Origin of the sequence: Prosthecobacter fusiformis (assembly GCF_004364345.1) — a bacterium.
GTDB classification, from domain to species: Bacteria; Verrucomicrobiota; Verrucomicrobiia; order Verrucomicrobiales; family Verrucomicrobiaceae; genus Prosthecobacter; species Prosthecobacter fusiformis.
In genome coordinates this window covers 12528-31093 of sequence record NZ_SOCA01000005.1, presented here as the reverse complement: position 1 = coordinate 31093, position 18566 = coordinate 12528, and the positions used below count along the sequence as shown (strand labels likewise).

Genomic DNA, 18566 nt, shown 5'->3' with positions numbered 1-18566 from the left:
GCGCAGTTTGCCGCCCAACGCCCTCTTTGCCAAGCTCGAAAACTTCCGCGTTCATGCGCAAGGGCAGTCTTATTGTGATGATGAAGGGCAAAAGTGAACATCTACAGACTCAGTATTCTTCCGCTCACACGCAGCAACATCGCATCACACGATACATCATTGTGAATACCAACAACCTCACCACCTACCTCAAGGACCACCTCGCAGGATCAGTCGCGGCTATCGAGCTGCTGGACCATCTGATCACCCTTTATGCCGGACGTCCAGAAGCAGACCAAATGAAAGGGCTTAAATCTGAGGTCGCGGGTGATCAGGAATTATTAAAGAGTTTGTTAGACCGATATGAGACCCATGAAAATTTGCTCAAAAAAGCAGGGGCGTGGATTGCTGAAAAGGGCCTGCAAATTAAGGTGAAATCCAGTGAAGGCGATCTCGGCCTCCTGATTTCCCTGGAGGTGCTTGTCCTGGGCATCGAAGGTAAACTCCGGCTCTGGCGCTCACTCCAGGGACTGGATACTGGCCTGGATCTGCCGCACCTACAATCAGCGGCGCACCGGCAGATTCATCAGGTCGAAGTGCTGCGTCTGGAGGCGGCAGAGAAGGCGTTTAGCTGATACATCACAGCCCTGCAAAGAGAGGTTATTTAGACAGACGCCGACTGGCTCGATCTAGCGCACGGCGTTCATCGTCGGTTAGACTCCCCATACCGTGATCATTGATCTTGTCGAGAATGGGGTCGATCTCATCCTTCATGAGATTGACCAGAGGATCGTTGTGAGGATTCTCCCGCCTAACGGCTTCCATATCAACCTCCACGGCAGGCCGCCGGACACGGGCCATTTCAGGACGGCGGCGAAGTGTGGAGCCGGCGGCTTGAATATTGCGCACCCGATGGGCGTGGACGCCACCATAACCTAACGAGCGGGCAAAGTACCAGCCTGCAAGCCCGCCACCCAAATGAGCAAAGTAGGCAACATCCCCAACAGGAAGCCACTCTGGCAAATTCCCCCAAAGGGTAAGGCCTGCCAGGAGCAGATTCACAAGCATCAAACCTTTGGTGAAAGTCCAGAGATTGAAGGTGAACAAGGGTACTTCTTCTTCAGGCATGGCCACGGCGTAAGCCAATAATAGACCCAGAACTGGAGCTGCGGCACCGATAAGAACCGTCGAGGTCGTATGCAGGAGATAGGCTGAAATGGCCATCTCCACGGCCGCACCTACCAAGCCTGAGACAAGATAAATCCAGACGAAATTCCGGCCTCCATAGACATCCTGAACACGCCGCCCGGCGAACCAGAGAAGCAGCATGTTTCCCAAAAATGCGCCCCAGCCATCATGCACAAACATGAAGGTGAAAGGTGTCCAAAAATGACCATTGGTCAGTTCATCCACACTGACACCTCCAAGTGGGCGCACTTGCTCACCTGTCAATACATCTCGAAGCCAGGCTTCCTGAAAGACCCACTGAACAATAAAGACGGCTACATTCAGCGCAAACACCACGCGAAAGGCCGTCCAGCCCCGGAGCCATTCTCCAAAGGACGGAGGTCCCGTGCGCATATAGTCGCGGTCATGATAAGACATGGAAACGGAAGAATCGATTTGGAGTTAAAATCTGGAACAGATGAGATACGTGACTCAAACTCAGGATCTGACAACTCCCACATTATCTCAAATGCGGCCCTGCGTCCATCCTGCTGATGTACTCATTATCCAGCTACTATAGGGCGCGTTGTCCCGGCCATTAGGGCTCGTTTATTCCCAGAGGCGTCCTGATCCCTGCCACTCAGTCACCAGATCCCGAAAGGCTTTGACGGGCGGCGGGTCTTCTTCAGGATTCCAAACGAGTACGAGGGGGACGGTGCGCTCAGGGGTGACACTGAGGTAACGCAAAGTCGATGACATTGAGGCTGCGGCGACACTGTCCGTGGCGATGCCCACTCCGGCACCGGCCTCGGCATAACTGAGCACTGTACCCATGAGGCTGGGGCTGTACGCGATGCGTGGGGTGAAGCCCGCCGCGCGGCACGCAGCGAGGATCTCATCGTGCAGGCCGACCCCCTCGCGCCGCGCCAGGACGATCAAGGGCTCTTTAGCCAGCATTTTCCAGGTGACCGATTCACGTTCCGCAAAGGGATGGTCCAGCGGGACCACAATGCCCAAGGGTTCTTTGCGCAAAAGCAGGGTCTCCAGAGAGCGCTCCCCCTGCCCTGGTAAAGGTCGAGTCAGGGCGACTGAGAGGCGGCCTTTGGCGACCATTTCCCAAACACGTTCCGGGGTACGCTCTTCCAGATGAACCGAAACCAGGGGGTAACGCTGGCGATAGTCATGCAACAACCTGCCTAGAAAACATTGGGTCGGCGGGCCGATGTAGCCCAATCTTAGCTCCCCCTCCTCACCCGCAGCAGTGCGGCGGACACGGCGCATGGATTCCTCAAATCTATCCAGCAGGAGACCGGCTTCGTGAAGAAGAACAGCACCCGCAGGAGTCAGCGCCACCGTCCGGCGATCCCGTTCAATAAGGCGAGTGCCTAACTCATGCTCCAATTCCTGAACGGCACGCGAGAGCGCTGGCTGTGCGATGTGAAGGCGTCGCGAGGCCTGGGAGAAGCTCAACGCTTCTGCCACTGCTTGAAAATAACGCAAATGCCGCAGATCCATGATCTGCGGCATTACGCTTGGAGCTTGCCAGAGGCAAGAAAATGGCGGCTCAAATACTGAGCAAGCGTGGAAGATTAGACAGCGGCTTTCTTATCAGCCTTCTTCTGCTTGGACCAGCGAAGACGCTGAGCAGCGGCGATCTTTTCTTTGGCTTCAGGGGACATGGTACGTTTTTTGCGACCGGTAGGCGTGGTCTTCTCAGCCTTTGCGAGCTTCTTTACGGCTTTGAGATCACCACCAAGAACAGCCTCAAGTTCAGACTGAAGCTTTTCAATCTGCCGGGTGATTTCCAGAGCGCGGGTTAGTTGATCGACGGAAGGTAAGGATGAGTTTGCCATGAATAGTAATATTGGATTAATTTAGAACGCTATAATCTGAGTATTCCTAACCAATGTCAATCAAAGGTTAGTGCTTTTTGCATATTAGCTAACTTTTCTTATTCATTGCCCTATCTATACCAGTCAAGATTGAGGAAGATAACTGGCCTCCAGATCCACTTTAAAACGCCATGTCACCACTTCATCCGGCTGTCCCTCGGCACGCTTGAAACTGAGAGTGACGGCACAGTCCTGACGACGGAGGCGATAAGGCAAAGGATAGACCACCATCATGGTCACAGGATCATACTGTGCAGGAACAGTGCCAAGACCCGCAATGCGAAGACGAACAGTGCCAGGAACGACTGAGCCTACACGCTGTAAATTAACACGTATGACAGGGCGTCGGTCCTTGATAACTTCATCAGGTCCAGGACTCATTTCTACAAGCTTTTTGCCATCAGCATCTTTGGCATCGGTCTTCAAAAAGTGATTGGAAGTCACATCTCCCCGGCCCCGAAAGCTGGTGGCCAGTCTGAAGTTTGCATCACTTTCCCCATGGATGATAAAGCGGCCTATCTTGCCCAAATGAGTATCCCAATTCACCTTTTGACTGTTAACAGTGACTAGACTTTCGTATCCCACTTGCAGGCCAGTTTCCGCCATCACCTCGTCGAAGACGCCGAAGGGGTAAGCAAAGGTGGTGCATGGCACGCCAAGATTCTTTTCGATGAATTCTTTGGAATCTTTGAGTTCTCCCAGCACCCACTGGAGATGCTCTGCGTCTGTGCGGCCCTTTTTGGCACGCAGGCTTTCATGGGAGACGCTATGGCTCCCGATCTCACAGCCATGCTGCGTCATTTCTTTGATTTGCGCCCAGCTAAGACTGCGACCGCCAATGTTGACATATTTCTTGTAAACATAGACTGTGAAGGGGAAGTCATATTCTTTTAAAATGGGGTATGCATAGGTGTAAACTCCTGCCCACCCGTCATCCATGGTGATGACCAGAGATTCTTCAGGGATGTTTTTCAGACCTTTTCGCCAAGCAATGACATCACTCAGAGGAATTACCGGAATACCGGATTCCTTGATGGCTTTCATCTGCTCCTTAAATTTGCTGGCAGCGATGATCATGGGACTGCCGCCACGCTCGCGGAAATCGTGATAACCCAGGATTGAAACAACGGCAGATTTGTTGAGTTCGAAAGCTTCCGCCTTCGGAGCCTGCAGATCCTCCTCTTTGGCGGCTTCAAAAACAGCACTTTCCTGGAGCCGTTTTTCCATAGCCTCCTGTTCCGGCGTTAATGGAGCTTCAACCAGTGCAGTTTTTTGCTCCGGAGGAAGCTCCGGGGTAATGCCCGCGGCCCGTGCCAGGCGGTCGAGCTTGGATTCAATACGCTTGCAGGCAGGCAGCCCGGCCAGGAGAAGGATAGAAAGAGAAAGCGTGAAGTAACGCATCCACAGAGCTACATACAGGAAGACAGGAATGCAACCTTGACACTCAGGTACCTTCTCAGAGTTCGGGTGTGTATCCTGTATGATGGGCTGGCAATGATAGAATCACCCCCTTTTCAACCCTCCATTTTACGGTAGAGCTTTTCCAAAGCTTCAGGACTGCGGCATGCCAGAGCGGCCTCCGCGAGAATCATAGCTACGTCCAGACGGGTGATTTTGATGCCTTTCTGCACCTGTGCCCAGGTGGCAGATTTCATTCGCGCAACCGTTTTCAGGCCTAGCAGCAAAGGCAACGAGGTGGCGTAACGCAGTTTGGCATCAGCCACATGCTGGACATAGAGCAGGCCGGAGCGAAGATGCTCCTGACAGACAAGCATCCACTGTGACCACTCCGCCTCTAGCTCAGCGGGGCCGTTCAAACCATTGGGCAGGTAACAGCGGCCATCCTGAATGTCTTCACCAATGTCACGGAGGATATTGATGAGCTGAAGGCCTTTGCCCAAGCGGGCTCCCCAGGTTTTCATTTGGCCCAGTGAAACGGTTGAGTCCAGGGAGGTCGGCAGTTCAGTGATGCACATTTCCGTCCAAAACTCTCCCACGCAGCCAGCCACCAGCCAGGTGTATTCATCCAGTTCCCTGGCTGTGCTAAGTGCACGCACCTGGCCATCCCCAGGAAAACGTTCGATATCGAGAATCTGCCCCCGGATGATGTGATGCAGGACATTTCGAATCGAATTTAACGAGCCGCCCTGCATGGTGCGGAGCCAGGCAATGCCATCCGGAAAACGTTCCATGAGCCGACGCTCGGCCTCATCCCCCTGCAAGGAAACAAAGCGCGTACGTATGGTCAGCGCCAGCCGGTCATGGTCCATCTCATTTCCTTGCACCAGCGCCTCATAGTCGTGAAGACATTCCAGGCGAACATCCTCCGGGACGGCGGCTGTATCAGCAATAGTATCGGCGGTGCGCGCCAGCAGGTAGGCCAGAGATAGAGGCTCCCGCAACTCTCGAGGGAGAGCTTTCAGGGTAAGATAAAAGGAGCGAGAGACAGAGGCCAGTAGCTGGCCCCCGAGTTCGCGTTCATGATGAGATTCATCCGACATAAGCGCTTTCATAGGGCCAGCGAAGGTGCGGCTCCAGCAATATTGCGGGTGAAATTGGTGGCTCTCCATTTACAGCCCAGATATCCAACTTGGGAATACGAAAAAAAATTCACATCCGAACTCTCCACCGCATCCGAAGGTCCAGCGAAAGGGTAAGTGACATTCGTCATCTCATCGGCCACGACTAGTCTTTCGGATTTTTGGAATCTCTTTTTTGACCGGTCCCAGACAATGCTTCAAGCAAATTTTTGCAACGGTTTTGACACTATTAAAAAATGTTTTTTGATATCTTTAGCAAGCAAGTGAGATACCCTTATAAAACGTTAAACCATAACGAAGTTGAGGGTTCATAGCTGCCACATAAGCATGAGTCAGCCTTATGAGAGAACACCTCATCTGCTTCCCCCCCACTAATTCCCCACCCCCATCTGTTCTCTGTCACGGCATGCCGGATGACAGTCGAAGGTCGCTCCTATTATGGACGTCCAGCGACGGTTCCAGGGCCTTCAGAGAGCAGTAATTCCTAACTATGCGCTCTCTATTCTTTCGCCTTGATGCTTCTCCACAGAGAGGTCTGGGGCATCTGCGACGCTGCTGTGTACTGGCCAGAGAATGCAGTGCGCTAGGTGCCCGCCCACATTTTTTTATACGGCATGAAAAGGTGGATTTTAATGGTCAGGACTTTCCAGCCAATGCCGTGCTGCATGAAATCCCCTGGGATTGCAGCCCGGAGAAGGACGCAGAACTGACTGTGAAGTTCTGTGAGAAAAACAAGGTGGAGGCAGGGGTAGTGGATCATTACCGCCTGGACAAAAGCTATCAAACACCTCTCCGTGATGCGGGTCTGCGGTGGATGCAATTTGGCAATCCGCTGCACACGCATCCTCTTCTCGGAGCGCTTGTGCACGACGCCAGGCCAGACGCAGGAGTGGAAGAATACACAACGCGCAAACCGGCTGATGATACCCAGTTTCTGACCGGACCGGGCTATGCGCTTGTCGGTGAGGATTTTCGCCAAATGCGATCCAAGCTGATGCCGCCCACCTCCAAAGAAATCAGCTCCATCATGCTGACATTCGGAGGTGGAGATGACCAGGGCGGGATTTTGAAAGCCCTCGAATGGCTAGATGCAACGGAGTTTACAGGGACGCGGATTGTGATGGGCAGCAGCATGAATCCCCACTTGCCAGCGATCAAAGAAAAGGCGCGACAGTCATCCCGCATTGAGCTCCATGTGGACAACTGGCATCCGGCCCCTTTCATGGCACGCTGCCAATTGGCCCTGTGCGCTGGAGGCACTTCCCTGCATGAACTGGCCTGCCTCGGTGTGCCACCCGTCATTGTCTGCATTGCCGATAACCAGTTCTTCCCAGCCAAGTCCTGGCAGGCAGCGGGCATGGCCCTGAACCTGGGAGCGATCCAGGACATCCAGGAAGCAACGGCTGTGGAGCAACTGAGTTATTTGCTCAGCCATCCGACCGTTCGCCTAAACATGGCCCGCCGCTGCTGGGAGGCTCAGGATGGCCTTGGGGCCAAGCGCTGTGCCTCGGCACTTTTGGACCTGCCACGAGCCATTTCAAAAACGTCAAGATGAGAAAGTGTATAAGCCAGCAGCAACCGCGTCACGTGCGCATTCTGACACACACAAAACCACATTTTGTTATTCTGCGAAATCATCGGTGGGCGGGATCTGGCGAAGGCCTTCCTTCAACCAATGACCCTATTTGATCCCCGACCTATCTTTAGCATGAACGATACCCTGACCAGTGTTGTGGCCATTCTCCGCGAATCCCTACCCGACATCGAAATCGACCCAGCCACGGATGGAGACAGGTCACTCAAAGAGCTGGGGATAGACTCGCTAGACAAGATGTCAGTGCTGCTAGCAGTGCAGGACCGATGGAACCTGACTTTTACAGAAGAACAGATCGGTCAAATGAGCACGATCAAAAGCATCTGCGAGCAGATCACCGCTTAAACATTTCTAATTTATGCAGAAACTGGACCAATTTTTTGAAGCTGGCAGCATCCTCCGTAACGCTGAGTTTGCGACCTTGGGATATGCGGATGCCAGGCCCCTTGGGACACTGGCCTTCAGTGATGGGATCAAATATGTGCGGCAGGCCTGCCAAAATCCTGCTATAAGCTGCATCATTACCACACAGGAGCTCGCCAGCTTTACCGAAGGCATCGCAGGTGTGGCCATCTGCAAAGACCCTCGCGAAGCTTTTTACAAGCTGCATGAAAGGTGGGTGGCAGAAAAGCGCTACCAACTTCCCATCACACCTCATCGCGGAGTGAACTGCCGCATTCATCCCAGCGCGATTGTGGCGGATGGCTGCTGGATAGGTGACCATGTCGTCATTGGTGAAAATGTTGTCATCCGGCAGCAGGCGCGCATTGGCAGCCATGTTATCATGGAGCCTGGAGCCCGGATTGCGATGGAAGGAATCCTTTACCACCGGACACCGGACGGGCCGCGCATGATTCCTCATGGGGGTTATGTGGAAATTGAAGACCATGCTGTCCTGATGAGCGGCAGCACGGTGGTGAGATCCATCCATGATACCGACGTTACAAGAGTGGGCCACGCCTCCATCATTGGCCTGAATAGTGTGGTGGGTCACGAGGCCAAGGTAGGGGATCATGTGGTAGTTTCCAATCAATGTGTGCTGGCCCGCCGATGTGTGATCGGCAAGGGGGCCTTCATCGGTACAGGGAGCTTTGTCCGTGAGCATGTGAAAATCGGTGAACATGCCCAAGTGATGGCGGGCTCCATTGTGATCACCAACGTGGCAGATCATGCGTCTGTGTCTGGCAACTTCACCACAGAGCACCAGCCACGGATGCTCCATTTTGCCAAAAAGCTGCGAGATGCCCGCACGCCATCGGATGGCCTAAACGCATGAGCCTAGCCATCATACCAGCCCGGGGCGGGAGCAAAAGGCTGCCGGGAAAAAACATCCGTCTTTTTCACGGCAAACCCATCATTGGTTATGCGATAGATGCGGCGCTTTCCTGTGGCTGCTTCAGCGAGGTCATGGTCTCCACAGACTGTCCTAAGATCGCAGAAACAGCCCTGCAATGGGGTGCAAGTGTGCCCTTTCTGAGGAGTGTGTCCACATCTGATGACAACACTGGCATTGCCTGCGTTATCAGAGAGGTTTTGCAAACTTATGCGAAAAGCGGTCGTCATTTTGAAACCGCTTGCTGCCTTTTTGCGACGGCGGCCCTCGTCCGGAAAGAGCGACTGCAGGAAGCCCAAAGAATGCTGGACTCCAACTCTGGGACGGAAGGAATCATCACCGTCGTGCGCACCCCACAACCTGCCACGCGGTGCATGGTTATCCGGGATAGCCGAGTCGTATTTCAAAGTGAGTCCATGCAATATTCGCGATCACAGGATCTGGAGGAAACGTACTTCGATGCTGCCCAGATGTACTGGGTGCGCACTGCCCCTTTTCTGGCGCGTGAATTAAAGACGATGGCATCGCTCAAACGCCTGCCTTTGTTGCTTTCAGAGCTTGAAACACAGGACATCAACACTATTGAAGACTGGCGGCTAGCCGAATTGAAGCATCAGTTTCTTGCGGAACATCCAGAGATTATTCCTGTTTAACAGTCTTTTATTTAGTTACGACATCTTCTTACCTCACAGAAAAAACGCAAAGTAAACACTTATTGAATCGTTGAAATACCGACGCTAATCACGAATTACCTTCCAAATCTGCCTCTTGAATGTGTAGGGTAATTCATTTCAAATTCGGGCCTGTCTCTACAGTCGTGCAAAATATGTCCTTTAAAGACTTATTGATTCGACCCGTACCACAAAGTGTGGATACGTCACTGAAGAAGTTCAATTAGTTTTAGCCTATTTAAATCCCCCACCGCCAAAAAATAAGTGATATGTCTGAAATTATCCCTCTCGAGCTTTCGTTTCGGGGCCAACGCCCGTATTTGCAGGGCACCGCACTTTATGAGGGAGCCATAGCTGCGATCGGGGACAGGCTTCCAGAGGGCACCATCTCTATTATTTTTCACTCCTTACTAACCAAGCAACCCGACCTCGTAATCGGGACAGAAAGTTTGCGTCATTTGCGCGAGGATCCTTGTTTCCGGGCGGAAATGCGGTTTGGAACTGGTGACACCCTGTTGCACGCTGCGCTTTTGGAAAGTTCACGCCCTGTCGTGGTGCGTGAAGCTTGCAATGAAAAGGACGTGATTAGCGCAGCAATCGTGGACACGGCAGGCAAAAGCGCCTCACTGAAAAACTCTTCGGTTGGCAGCCTCATTGAGCAGGTCGTTTTCCTCAACAAGCGTCTGCATTTACAACTACTGCCGGAGCTGAGTCCAAAATGGATCTTTGCCAAGCTGGAGCTTGGCCGTCCTCTACCCCCAGCGCCGGTAAATAGCCTTGTCCTAGTACTCAAACAGGTGCTCGCCAACCGTTTTACCCGAAGCGAAATCTTGATCGACAACGAACGGGTCGGCTTCATTTCCTTTTCAACCCCCCACTAATGTCCCCCGTTCGTCTAAATAGGATCGTCGGTCATATTCCTTCGGGAAGAGTGGATACGCGTGAACGTGGACGGATATTCGGGTATGAAGATGACTTTCTGGCAGGTAAACTTGGCACCACTAGCCTGGCGATCAAAGAACCAGATGATCAGGCATCCGACCTGTGCGTGAAAGCCGCGCGTGAACTGGAGAAGCAAGGCATCACACTCGATGATATAGGTGCAGTCGTCGTTTGCACCCAGACTCCCGATGGTCACGGTATTCCCCATACTTCGGCCGTGGTCCATGCGAAGCTAGGTCTGGCAGACGCCTGCGCTTGTTTTGACATTTCTTTGGGCTGCTCCGGGTATGTGTATGGCCTTTCTGTCATCATCTCCTTCATGCAGGCCAACAAGATCCAGAAGGGTTTGTTCTTCACCAGCGACCCATACTCGGCGATTATCGATCCAACGGACCAAGCCACCTGCCTACTATTTGGAGATGCTGCCACCGTCAGTTTGTTAGAGGCTGGTGCTCCTGGCTGGCAACTCACGGATGTTATTTTTGGAACTCAGGGTAAAAACGGGGCCGCGATCAACAATCGTGGAGGCAAACTGGCCATGAATGGCCGTGATGTTTTTAACTTTGCCCTGACCACTGTACCCAAGCAAATCCAGTCACTGCTGACTAGGCAAGAACTGACCCTGGAAGAAGTGGACCGCGTGGTTTTACACCAGGGGAGCCGGTACATCGTGGACAAACTGCGCGAGCGTATGCGCCTGCCAGAGGACAAAGTGCCACTTCATCTCACAGATCTCGGCAACACCGTATCCTCCGCGATTCCGCTGACCTTGGAAGCAACTCTACAAATAGGCTCACCCAAACGAATCCTAATCTCAGGATTTGGCGTTGGGCTCTCTTATGCAACGGGATTGTTAGATTGGCAAAGTTGCTGACTCTCTTACATCAAATTATAATATTTTATATTAATGAACGAAACTCTAAACTCAATTGTGGAAATCATCCGTGAAGCCGTTCCTGGCCTGGAGATCGACCCTGCCAAGGACAGCGACCGCACGTTCAAAGACCTGGGTCTTGATTCGCTCGACAAGATGTCCCTCCTGCTGGGCGTCCAGGAGAAGTGGAATCTGGAATTCAATGAGGAGGAAATTTCAAATCTGAACACGATCAACGACATCTACCGCAAGGTTAGCTAACGCTGCCGGTTGCCTACGCCCCCTTTTAGTCAGCCGAAGTTTCTGCGAAAGCAGCCCATTAATACAGTGAGGGGCTTCCCATAGGCCCTCACAGACTGAAGCTGCATTCCCCCCCTAAGATATAATGATCGAAAATGGTTCCATGCACGCGCTGGCAACGCGGCTTTTCCCCATCTGCCGCAGCTTGACCGGGGATGGAGTGCGTCAAACTCTTCAGATCCTGCAGGAGCACCTGCCAGGCTTGAACATTCATGAAGTTCCCAGTGGCACACCAGCTTTTGACTGGGTGGTGCCTGAAGAGTGGAATATTAAAGGAGCCCGGCTCACGGGTCCCGATGGTGAGGTGATCGCTGATTTCAAGGACAGCAACCTGCACGTACTTGGCTATTCAACACCCGTGGATTTGGAGTTGAGCTTGGAGGAACTGCAACCGCATCTTCATTCCCTTGCCGATCATCCGACCGTCATCCCATACATCACCAGCTATTATAAGCGTACCTGGGGATTTTGTATTCCACATCAGCAGCACCAGCAATTAAAGCCGGGTAAATACCGAGCGGTGATTGATTCGACTCTAAAGGCGGGAAATCTCACTTATGGAGAACTTATCATCCCTGGTGAAACAACGGATGAAATTCTGCTTTCGGCCTACATTTGCCATCCCTCAATGGCAAACAATGAATTGTCCGGCCCCGTAGTTGCGACCTGGCTGGCGAAATACCTCCAGGGGCTGACTTCACGCCGCTATACTTACCGTTTCGTTTTTATTCCGGAGACCATTGGCAGCCTGATTTATTTATCGAAGCATCTCGATCATCTAAAAAAGAATGTCAAAGCTGGGTTTGTCCTAACCTGTCTAGGCGATGACCGAGCTTACTCCTACATGCCATCGAGACTGGGCGACACCTTAGCTGATAAGGTAGCCCTGCACACGTTGACTCACAAGCATCCCGGCCACGTGCGTTATACTTATCTTCAACGTGGTAGTGATGAGCGAAATTACTGCTGGCCAGGGGTGGATCTGCCCGTGTGTTCCATCATGCGGACCCGGTATGGATCATTTCCTGAATACCATACGTCTGCCGATGATCTTAGCCTGATCACTGAATCCGGCCTGCAAGGCGGTCTTGATGCGTTGCGCACATGCCTGAACTGCCTGGAGAAGAACCGCTACTATCAAGCCACCACGCTGGGAGAGCCACAGCTAAGCAAACGAGATTTATACCCTACCACCAGCGTCAAAAATGCAGCGGGGTATTATTCCGCGCGGCTGCTCGTGAACATCATGGCCTACTGTGATGGAAATCATGATTTGCTGGATATTGCCAACATCCTAAACAAGCCCGCTTGGGAGCTGTTCGATGCTGTCCAAACGCTGCTCGACAATGGGCTTCTCCGTCCGGTAAAATAGAGCTATGATCAGCAAAACTCACTACACGAACAAGGACATTTCCGAAGGTCTGGCACAGCTCGGAATAGGTTCTAGTGACACCGTTTATCTCACTGGAGATTTTGGCAATTTAGGCTTTCACGAATCAAAGACTAAACTGGGCACTTTACAGGGTTTTCATGAATCACTCGCTTCAGTGATTGGAGAAACGGGCACAATGATAGTGCCCACGCACTCCTTTTCCCTGTGCAACACGGACATCCCTTTCGATCTTGAAAATACCCCGAGCCAGCGGGGAGCGTTTACGGATTATGTGCGCAAGCTGCCCGGAGCTGTCCGTCAATTTCACCCGTTTGGTTCATTAACTGCATGGGGAAAACAAGCGGAGAGCGTTACCGGAAATACCAGCCGCCATGCATATGGCCCCAACACCCCCTATGAACGCCTGCTTGCGTGTGATGCCTGGGGTCTCAGTGTGGCCATGCCCCCGCAACTTACCTGTAGCATCGTCCATCACATGGAAATGACCATGGCGGTGCCGTATCGATATACAAAGGAGTTTCTGCATCCGGTCGTCAGAGACGGAAAGATATCCATTGAGCCCTTCTACCTCTTTGTGACTTACCTGGAAGCTGATCTGGAACGGGACCGTAATGAAAAATTCTTTCAGCATCCTTTAATGCAAGAACACGTCCGCAAAGTGCAAGTCGGAATGAATCATCTGTACGCCTATCGCATGCGAACCTTTGAGCAGGCCGTGCGTGACAGCATGACAAAAGATATTTACGCATGGCTGCGCCGTCCCCCGGTGCAGCGTCCTTATCAGCGCTGAAGTAAATTTTCTGTCAGACGACCTCCCTAGGGTCTGCTATTTGCCTGCTACCATCCATAGCCAGATCTGACCGTTAGTACGGCCTTCTTCGACGGCCTTCTCCAGTGCTGGCCCGGCCAGAGACTCTACGGAACTGAGCGGAGGAATTGTAACCGTATCCAAGATTCGGGTGATGGAGTGACTATTTTGAAAGCGCGCGGTCAGTTCATCCGCATTTTCGACATTCCCACGATTTTTATACTTATGCACTTCGACCAGGATGTCTGATTCCTTCAACGCCGGGCATCGAGCGGGGTCTAGCAGATCCATTTCCCCACCCTCAATGTCACAAAAGACAAGACTGCCTGCACCGCCTATTTCCTGAAGCGCAGCGTGATCACACCAGCGTCCCAATTTTAAACACCCAGGGCGACCATTGAGCTCCCAGAGACGACCTGTCTGGTCCCGGGAAACGGGATCTTGATCATAAGCAGTAATTTCTGCTTCAGGAAGAGCACGAGCGAATCCGACCGCATAGTAGCCATCGGCACATCCCACATCGATGATACGCCGATAAGGCTTTTGAAGGATCTCTTGAATCACAGGCCAAAGCTCATTTTCGTAGGAGCCGATCCACTTCGGAGTGATGGAGCCCCATACGCCTTCATTGATGTAACGCATGCCTTTAAAAGGCCCGTTCAGCACCGTTATCTTCTCTGCATTGTTGTCGTATAGACGGGCAAACACCTCCTTTTGATGGGCGGCATGGCGTTTCAAATGCTTCTTCCTTAAATCAAGTGCGCCCCATTCAGCCAACATCGGGATGCGGGAATTCAATAGAAAGTTGCGAAGGTATTTATTCATCGTCTTTTTCTCAGGGAGACTCTTTGGATTTAAGGACAGGTTGGCTGATCGTGGTGGATCCCGTTTTCCGGCCAAGCTTAATGAAATGAAGCCATGCTGATCCCAGGATTGGTGGTTTGGCTAGCTGCGCTTGGCAAGGCCTTTGTTCCGCATTTTGGGTGGTTCAGCTCATGGTTCTTCGTGCCCTGCGGCTAGTGCGCAAATCTTGAGGCCGCGAGCACTCCACCGCAAAAAGAGTTGTCGCATATCTGTCAGCTTTCCATAGTGAAAGGCTGATCTACAACGAATGAAGCGGACTCTGTTTATTTATGGCTCTTTGGCACCTTCCGCCTGTAGGAAGTACTTTGCAGCGTCAAAACAGGAGGAGGAGGAAATTCATGTTCTCGAGGTGGAAACCTTGCTGCCAAAAGACCAGCGTCCGAAGACGGCTTCATGGGTGAACGGCACCGAACTCATGAAAAAGGAAGATCTGCTCCAGACAGATATCAGGAGCAGCCATTTATTGGAGTATTATCTGTCTGAGCTTCCTGAAGATCAAACAGTGCCGCTGAACCGCCGTTTTCGTTCCGCTTGTCTGGGGATGATCTGTCGCAAATGGATCAATCCTTATTTGGTGAATCTAGAGATGGCCAGCAGGTTTATGCCGGAGCGAAGTTACGACCACATCGTCGTTGCTGCTGGCGCTGGTATCAGCTTTAGAGCCTGGACACAGGTAGCGGCGCAGTATGGATTGAACGTCGAGTTTTTCGACCAGGAAAAGCGATTCTTGTCGATCAAACGACGGATGCAAAGGCTCATCAACCGTTGGCTGAAAAAGCCAGCCACTTTGGCGTCCGCGACGCCTGAATCCCTCATTTCCCGTCCTGTTGAGATCCTCTGCACCAGTGGGCGTGTCGCCAGAATGCTGAGGTCTCAGCCGCAGGCCGCAGAATTGGACTGGGCTTACATCTCAGTGGCCGCTCTTGGCCGTATCAAGGGACCAGAGCTAGAACGGATGAAAGCTGCATATGCAGGTTGGTGGCAAAAGTGTAAGACACATCTGGGGAAAACGCTTCAGCAGGACGCTGGAAATCCGAAATCTATTCTTTTAGACCTGGGCGAGCAGCAATCACGAGACATTTATCCTGCCTTCGCCCTGAAGTATTTGCGCGCCAAGCAGCTTCTGGAAAAGGCCCGTCCACAACTGCTGCTTTGCGATACACAGGAGGACACGGATGAGCGTATCTGGTGCCTCGCAGCTGGAGAATTAGGAATCAACGTGGCTGCCTATACCTACGATCACATTCCCGAAACACGTTTCAGTTTTACTCCGGACTGGCTGCTGTGTGATAGCGGACGCAGCAACCACATCGCAGGAAGACTCGGACACCATCCCGATAAAGTCGTTTTAGTAGCGTCCCATCGCAGTCCGCGTGCCCGCACTGATGAGCAAGCGCCTCAAAAAAATAACGTCATCTTGTACGCGGACACCTTTTACGCGGGCATTTATTCCACCGTGGAGCCGCAACGCAGCTACAGCCACTATCTACTGTTGGTAGAAACGGCCCGGAGCATGCCTAACCATCAGTTTTACATCAAATTTCATCCTCTGCGGGACAGGAAGAAAAAAGCGCAATGCTTCATTGGCATGGATGAGGATGAGCTATACGTCCGCACTCAGTTTATCCATTCTCTGAATCCTCCCTCCAATCTGAGCATTATCCCGCCAGAAGAGAGCATGCAGGAGCACCTTCTGAGGGCACAGGTCATGCTGAATGCCAATTCCACAGCCGCAATGGAAGCCTTTGTGCTCGGGGTTCCGGTGATTTTCCTGCACGAACCTAACATTGACCGCGGCTTCCCTCTTATCTACGAGTACCAAGCCTGTCTATTGGCAACCGATGTCGATAGCGTGGTAAGTATGCTTCACCGGCTGGAGAATGACGCTCAGTTTTGCACCGACCAAATCCACCACCAGCATCAGTATGCGGATGTGTTTTACTGGCCCACGGGTCGGCAGAGTCTGGTCAGCGGTATCGGCTCAGTGTTAGTGAAAAGTCAGAAAAAAAACTCGCCAGTTCAATCAAACGCTACTGAAATGACCCGTCAGCCAAATTCTAACGTGGCACCTCTGGGAGCATTGGAGCAGCCTTGAAAGGTAGCCTCAGAGGGTTTTGAGAACGAGTTCCGCCTCTTTCAAAAAGGCATCCACAGGCACTTCCGTTGCTGATAACTGCCCGTTAGGCACACCCGCCGCGGTGAGGTTGAAATCACACGCTGCCAGCACCCTGTGCTGAGGGGCAGGCCAGTGCCATTTCCGATGATGAGTGGGGCCAAAGACCGTCATTGTCGGCACTCCAAAAGCCTGGGCTAGGTGCGATGCAGCGCCGTCGATGCATAGCACCATTCGCGCTTTAGACAGAAGGTGAAGGTACTGCTTCATGGACGTTCTGCCGCAAAGATCCAAGACCGGCATTCCATAATGTTTAACGATGTCTTCGCAATGGGCCTTCTCACGCTCGGATCCACCTCCGGCAATGACAAAGGTGGAATTGCCGTTCAGCGGCAGTCTTCTCATGGTTTCTGCCCATTGGTCTGCTCCCCAAAATTTCCGGGACCAGGCTGCCGTTGGATTGATGAGGATGAAATCTCCTGCAGGACACTTTTCGTGGCCCCACTCTGCAGGTGGTGTCTCTAAACGCGGCGCTATAAAATCCTCTGCCTTTTGGCCGCTGATGACCCTCCAGGTATAGCGTGCCCAGTATTCGGCATTGGCTGGTTCCATCCTCACATCATGAAACACAAAACGATACCACCAGCGCAGATGCCGGGTTTTATTGACGATGAGGATCCGCCTTTTGCAGCGCAGTCGAAATGCCTGCCAGACCGCCCTGGAGCTCCAATTCGTGGTCCATACCTGTGAAAAGCTGCCTTTGATTCCGGGTCCCCAAGTGCATCCGGGCATGAGTTCAACCAATGGCTGAAACGCATCCCGCACAAACAAGGCGGTATCTTTTCCAGTCACTCCGGCCAGATGCTGTGCTGACGGCTGCAGCAGCAAGACATCTCCCAATTGTTTATCACTGACAATCGCAGCTCCGGCATTCATGCATGGGCGGGCTTCAGCCCTGTATAGATTTGATGAAGTTTGCGGACCGTCCCAGGAGTGGCAAAGCGGTCTTGGATCGTACGTTGAGCCTCTGAGAAAGTAAACTGGGAGGCGATCACCGGGGGATCCAGTTGGAGAAGCAAAGCCAGTTTTTCAGCCAGCACGGCGGACTGCTGAGGAGGAAACAGAAAGGTTTCGTTGGGAATGAATTCCGGGATCACTCCGCTGGTCGCGGCCAGTAATGGCACTCCTGCGGCCACACATTCCAGAGCCGCCATGCCGAAACTTTCACTCCGCGAAGGATGCACCGCCAAGGCATACTGGCGAAGGCGCTCCCGGTAATTTTCATCAACGCCGAGAAAAGACACCGCAAAACGTTTCAGCCGGGCCGTATCCAGCGTGGCAGCAGCATCCTGGCCCAGCAAATCTCCAAGGAAATGAATCTCGGGAAGCGGCCCGGCAGGCAGGTTGGATTCCAGAATCAGAAGAGCTTCCACAAGATCCTGCCAGCCTTTTCGGGGAATGATGGAGCCCAGCACTAGCACACGAGCCAGCTTTTCCCCGGCAGGCCAATCAAGAGGTGGGAGAATCTCCTCAGCGGTGACACCGTTATGAACAAGGGTGAGGGGCCGCTGGCCGGAGATCCAAGGATGCACTTTATGAAAAAGCTCATCGCCAACAGCGATGATGTGCGAGTGATCCCCACAGCGATACTTTTCAAAGTCACGCTGACTCATCCCTGGCGTCCTCAATGTCAGCAACGGCACAGCAGCCAGTTCCCGCGCCAAGGCCAGTCCCAGCAGGCTGTCTGGATGGTCATTCGTGTGCACGATGAGTGGGCGGTCCTTTTCAAGCAGAGTGCGAAGCGACTTGGCGGCCTGTTTCGCAAAAAGCCAGTTTCCCCATAGACGCCCGGCAAGACTGCGAGAAGCAGGAAAAGGCAGGCGCAACCAGCGAACGGCATGGGCGCTGCAATGCTGGGTGAGCCAGCCCTCCTGACCCGCCAGCAACACCGGATCATGCGGCTTCATCCCGGGTGCACTCAGCAGCCGGGACAGGGACTTTTGAGCCCCGGCCAGGTGAACGGAGTTTTGGACAAAGACAACTTGGGGCAGCATGAACGACTTTCTTTCGATCAATCCGGAGCGTTCTGCAAGACG

Annotated in this window: 19 protein-coding genes; 11 read left to right on the top strand and 8 right to left on the bottom strand. The window is 52.7% G+C overall.

What is annotated here, in order from left to right:
- Nucleotides 1–53: 53 nt before the first annotated feature.
- The gene (locus EI77_RS14110; RefSeq protein ID WP_133795938.1) at nucleotides 54–614 is read left to right on the top strand and encodes a hypothetical protein; all 561 of its coding nucleotides are present in this window, start codon (nucleotides 54–56) and stop codon (nucleotides 612–614) included.
- Nucleotides 615–639: 25 nt separating this feature from the next.
- On the opposite strand, the gene EI77_RS14105 is transcribed toward EI77_RS14110, so the two are convergent.
- From EI77_RS14105 to EI77_RS14085, 5 genes are all read right to left on the bottom strand, one after another.
- Nucleotides 640–1584 carry a rhomboid family protein gene (locus EI77_RS14105; RefSeq protein ID WP_133795937.1) on the bottom strand — a complete coding sequence of 315 codons (945 nt, stop codon included), beginning with the start codon at nucleotides 1582–1584 and terminating at the stop codon, nucleotides 640–642.
- A gap of 171 nt (nucleotides 1585–1755) precedes the next feature.
- On the bottom strand, nucleotides 1756–2661 hold the full coding sequence (locus EI77_RS14100; protein ID WP_133795936.1) for a LysR family transcriptional regulator: 906 nt from the start codon (nucleotides 2659–2661) through the stop codon (nucleotides 1756–1758).
- Between the two features lie 74 nt (nucleotides 2662–2735).
- Nucleotides 2736–2999 carry a hypothetical protein gene (locus tag EI77_RS14095; protein WP_133795935.1) on the bottom strand — a complete coding sequence of 88 codons (264 nt, stop codon included), beginning with the start codon at nucleotides 2997–2999 and terminating at the stop codon, nucleotides 2736–2738.
- A gap of 123 nt (nucleotides 3000–3122) precedes the next feature.
- Nucleotides 3123–4439, bottom strand: a complete 1317-nt coding sequence (locus EI77_RS14090) for a polysaccharide deacetylase family protein (RefSeq protein ID WP_133795934.1) — start codon at nucleotides 4437–4439, stop codon at nucleotides 3123–3125.
- 113 nt (nucleotides 4440–4552) lie between these two features.
- Complete coding sequence (locus EI77_RS14085; protein ID WP_166647261.1) at nucleotides 4553–5539, bottom strand: phytoene/squalene synthase family protein; 987 nt, start codon at nucleotides 5537–5539, stop codon at nucleotides 4553–4555.
- Nucleotides 5540–6068: 529 nt separating this feature from the next.
- Between EI77_RS14085 and EI77_RS14080 the strand changes: the two genes are divergently transcribed.
- The 9 genes from EI77_RS14080 to EI77_RS14040 all read left to right on the top strand — a co-directional run bounded on the left by EI77_RS14080 (nucleotide 6069) and on the right by EI77_RS14040 (nucleotide 13475).
- A complete protein-coding gene (locus tag EI77_RS14080; RefSeq protein ID WP_133795932.1) occupies nucleotides 6069–7133 on the top strand; it encodes a PseG/SpsG family protein in 1065 nt (354 codons plus the stop codon).
- A gap of 153 nt (nucleotides 7134–7286) precedes the next feature.
- The gene (locus EI77_RS14075; protein WP_166647260.1) at nucleotides 7287–7517 is read left to right on the top strand and encodes an acyl carrier protein; all 231 of its coding nucleotides are present in this window, start codon (nucleotides 7287–7289) and stop codon (nucleotides 7515–7517) included.
- 13 nt (nucleotides 7518–7530) lie between these two features.
- Nucleotides 7531–8448, top strand: coding sequence for an LbetaH domain-containing protein (locus EI77_RS14070; RefSeq protein WP_133795930.1), 918 nt, complete (start codon nucleotides 7531–7533; stop codon nucleotides 8446–8448).
- Nucleotides 8445–9158: a pseudaminic acid cytidylyltransferase gene (pseF, locus tag EI77_RS14065; protein ID WP_133795929.1), complete on the top strand. Its 714-nt coding sequence runs from the start codon at nucleotides 8445–8447 to the stop codon at nucleotides 9156–9158. Before EI77_RS14070 ends, pseF begins: the two co-directional genes overlap by 4 nt.
- A gap of 287 nt (nucleotides 9159–9445) precedes the next feature.
- On the top strand, nucleotides 9446–10057 hold the full coding sequence (locus EI77_RS14060; protein WP_133795928.1) for a hypothetical protein: 612 nt from the start codon (nucleotides 9446–9448) through the stop codon (nucleotides 10055–10057).
- Nucleotides 10057–10992, top strand: a complete 936-nt coding sequence (locus tag EI77_RS14055; RefSeq protein ID WP_133795927.1) for a ketoacyl-ACP synthase III — start codon at nucleotides 10057–10059, stop codon at nucleotides 10990–10992. The genes EI77_RS14060 and EI77_RS14055 overlap by 1 nt, the downstream gene beginning before the upstream one ends.
- A gap of 33 nt (nucleotides 10993–11025) precedes the next feature.
- Nucleotides 11026–11253 carry an acyl carrier protein gene (locus EI77_RS14050; RefSeq protein ID WP_133795926.1) on the top strand — a complete coding sequence of 76 codons (228 nt, stop codon included), beginning with the start codon at nucleotides 11026–11028 and terminating at the stop codon, nucleotides 11251–11253.
- Between the two features lie 124 nt (nucleotides 11254–11377).
- On the top strand, nucleotides 11378–12664 hold the full coding sequence (locus tag EI77_RS14045) for a DUF4910 domain-containing protein (RefSeq protein WP_341806067.1): 1287 nt from the start codon (nucleotides 11378–11380) through the stop codon (nucleotides 12662–12664).
- A gap of 4 nt (nucleotides 12665–12668) precedes the next feature.
- Nucleotides 12669–13475: an AAC(3) family N-acetyltransferase gene (locus tag EI77_RS14040; protein ID WP_133795924.1), complete on the top strand. Its 807-nt coding sequence runs from the start codon at nucleotides 12669–12671 to the stop codon at nucleotides 13473–13475.
- Between the two features lie 36 nt (nucleotides 13476–13511).
- Here EI77_RS14040 and EI77_RS14035 read toward each other — a convergent pair whose 3' ends face one another.
- Nucleotides 13512–14318 carry a class I SAM-dependent methyltransferase gene (locus EI77_RS14035; RefSeq protein WP_133795923.1) on the bottom strand — a complete coding sequence of 269 codons (807 nt, stop codon included), beginning with the start codon at nucleotides 14316–14318 and terminating at the stop codon, nucleotides 13512–13514.
- Between the two features lie 316 nt (nucleotides 14319–14634).
- On the opposite strand from EI77_RS14035, the gene EI77_RS14030 reads away from it, so the two are divergent.
- Nucleotides 14635–16452: a glycosyltransferase family protein gene (locus EI77_RS14030; RefSeq protein ID WP_133795922.1), complete on the top strand. Its 1818-nt coding sequence runs from the start codon at nucleotides 14635–14637 to the stop codon at nucleotides 16450–16452.
- 9 nt (nucleotides 16453–16461) lie between these two features.
- Here EI77_RS14030 and EI77_RS14025 read toward each other — a convergent pair whose 3' ends face one another.
- Together EI77_RS14025 and EI77_RS14020 are read right to left on the bottom strand one after the other, a co-directional pair.
- Nucleotides 16462–17406: a glycosyltransferase family 9 protein gene (locus EI77_RS14025; RefSeq protein WP_133795921.1), complete on the bottom strand. Its 945-nt coding sequence runs from the start codon at nucleotides 17404–17406 to the stop codon at nucleotides 16462–16464.
- Nucleotides 17403–18524 (bottom strand): glycosyltransferase family 4 protein, encoded by a 1122-nt coding sequence (locus EI77_RS14020; RefSeq protein WP_133795920.1) that lies wholly within the window; start codon nucleotides 18522–18524, stop codon nucleotides 17403–17405. The genes EI77_RS14025 and EI77_RS14020 overlap by 4 nt, the downstream gene beginning before the upstream one ends.
- Between the last annotated feature and the right edge of the window lie 42 nt (nucleotides 18525–18566).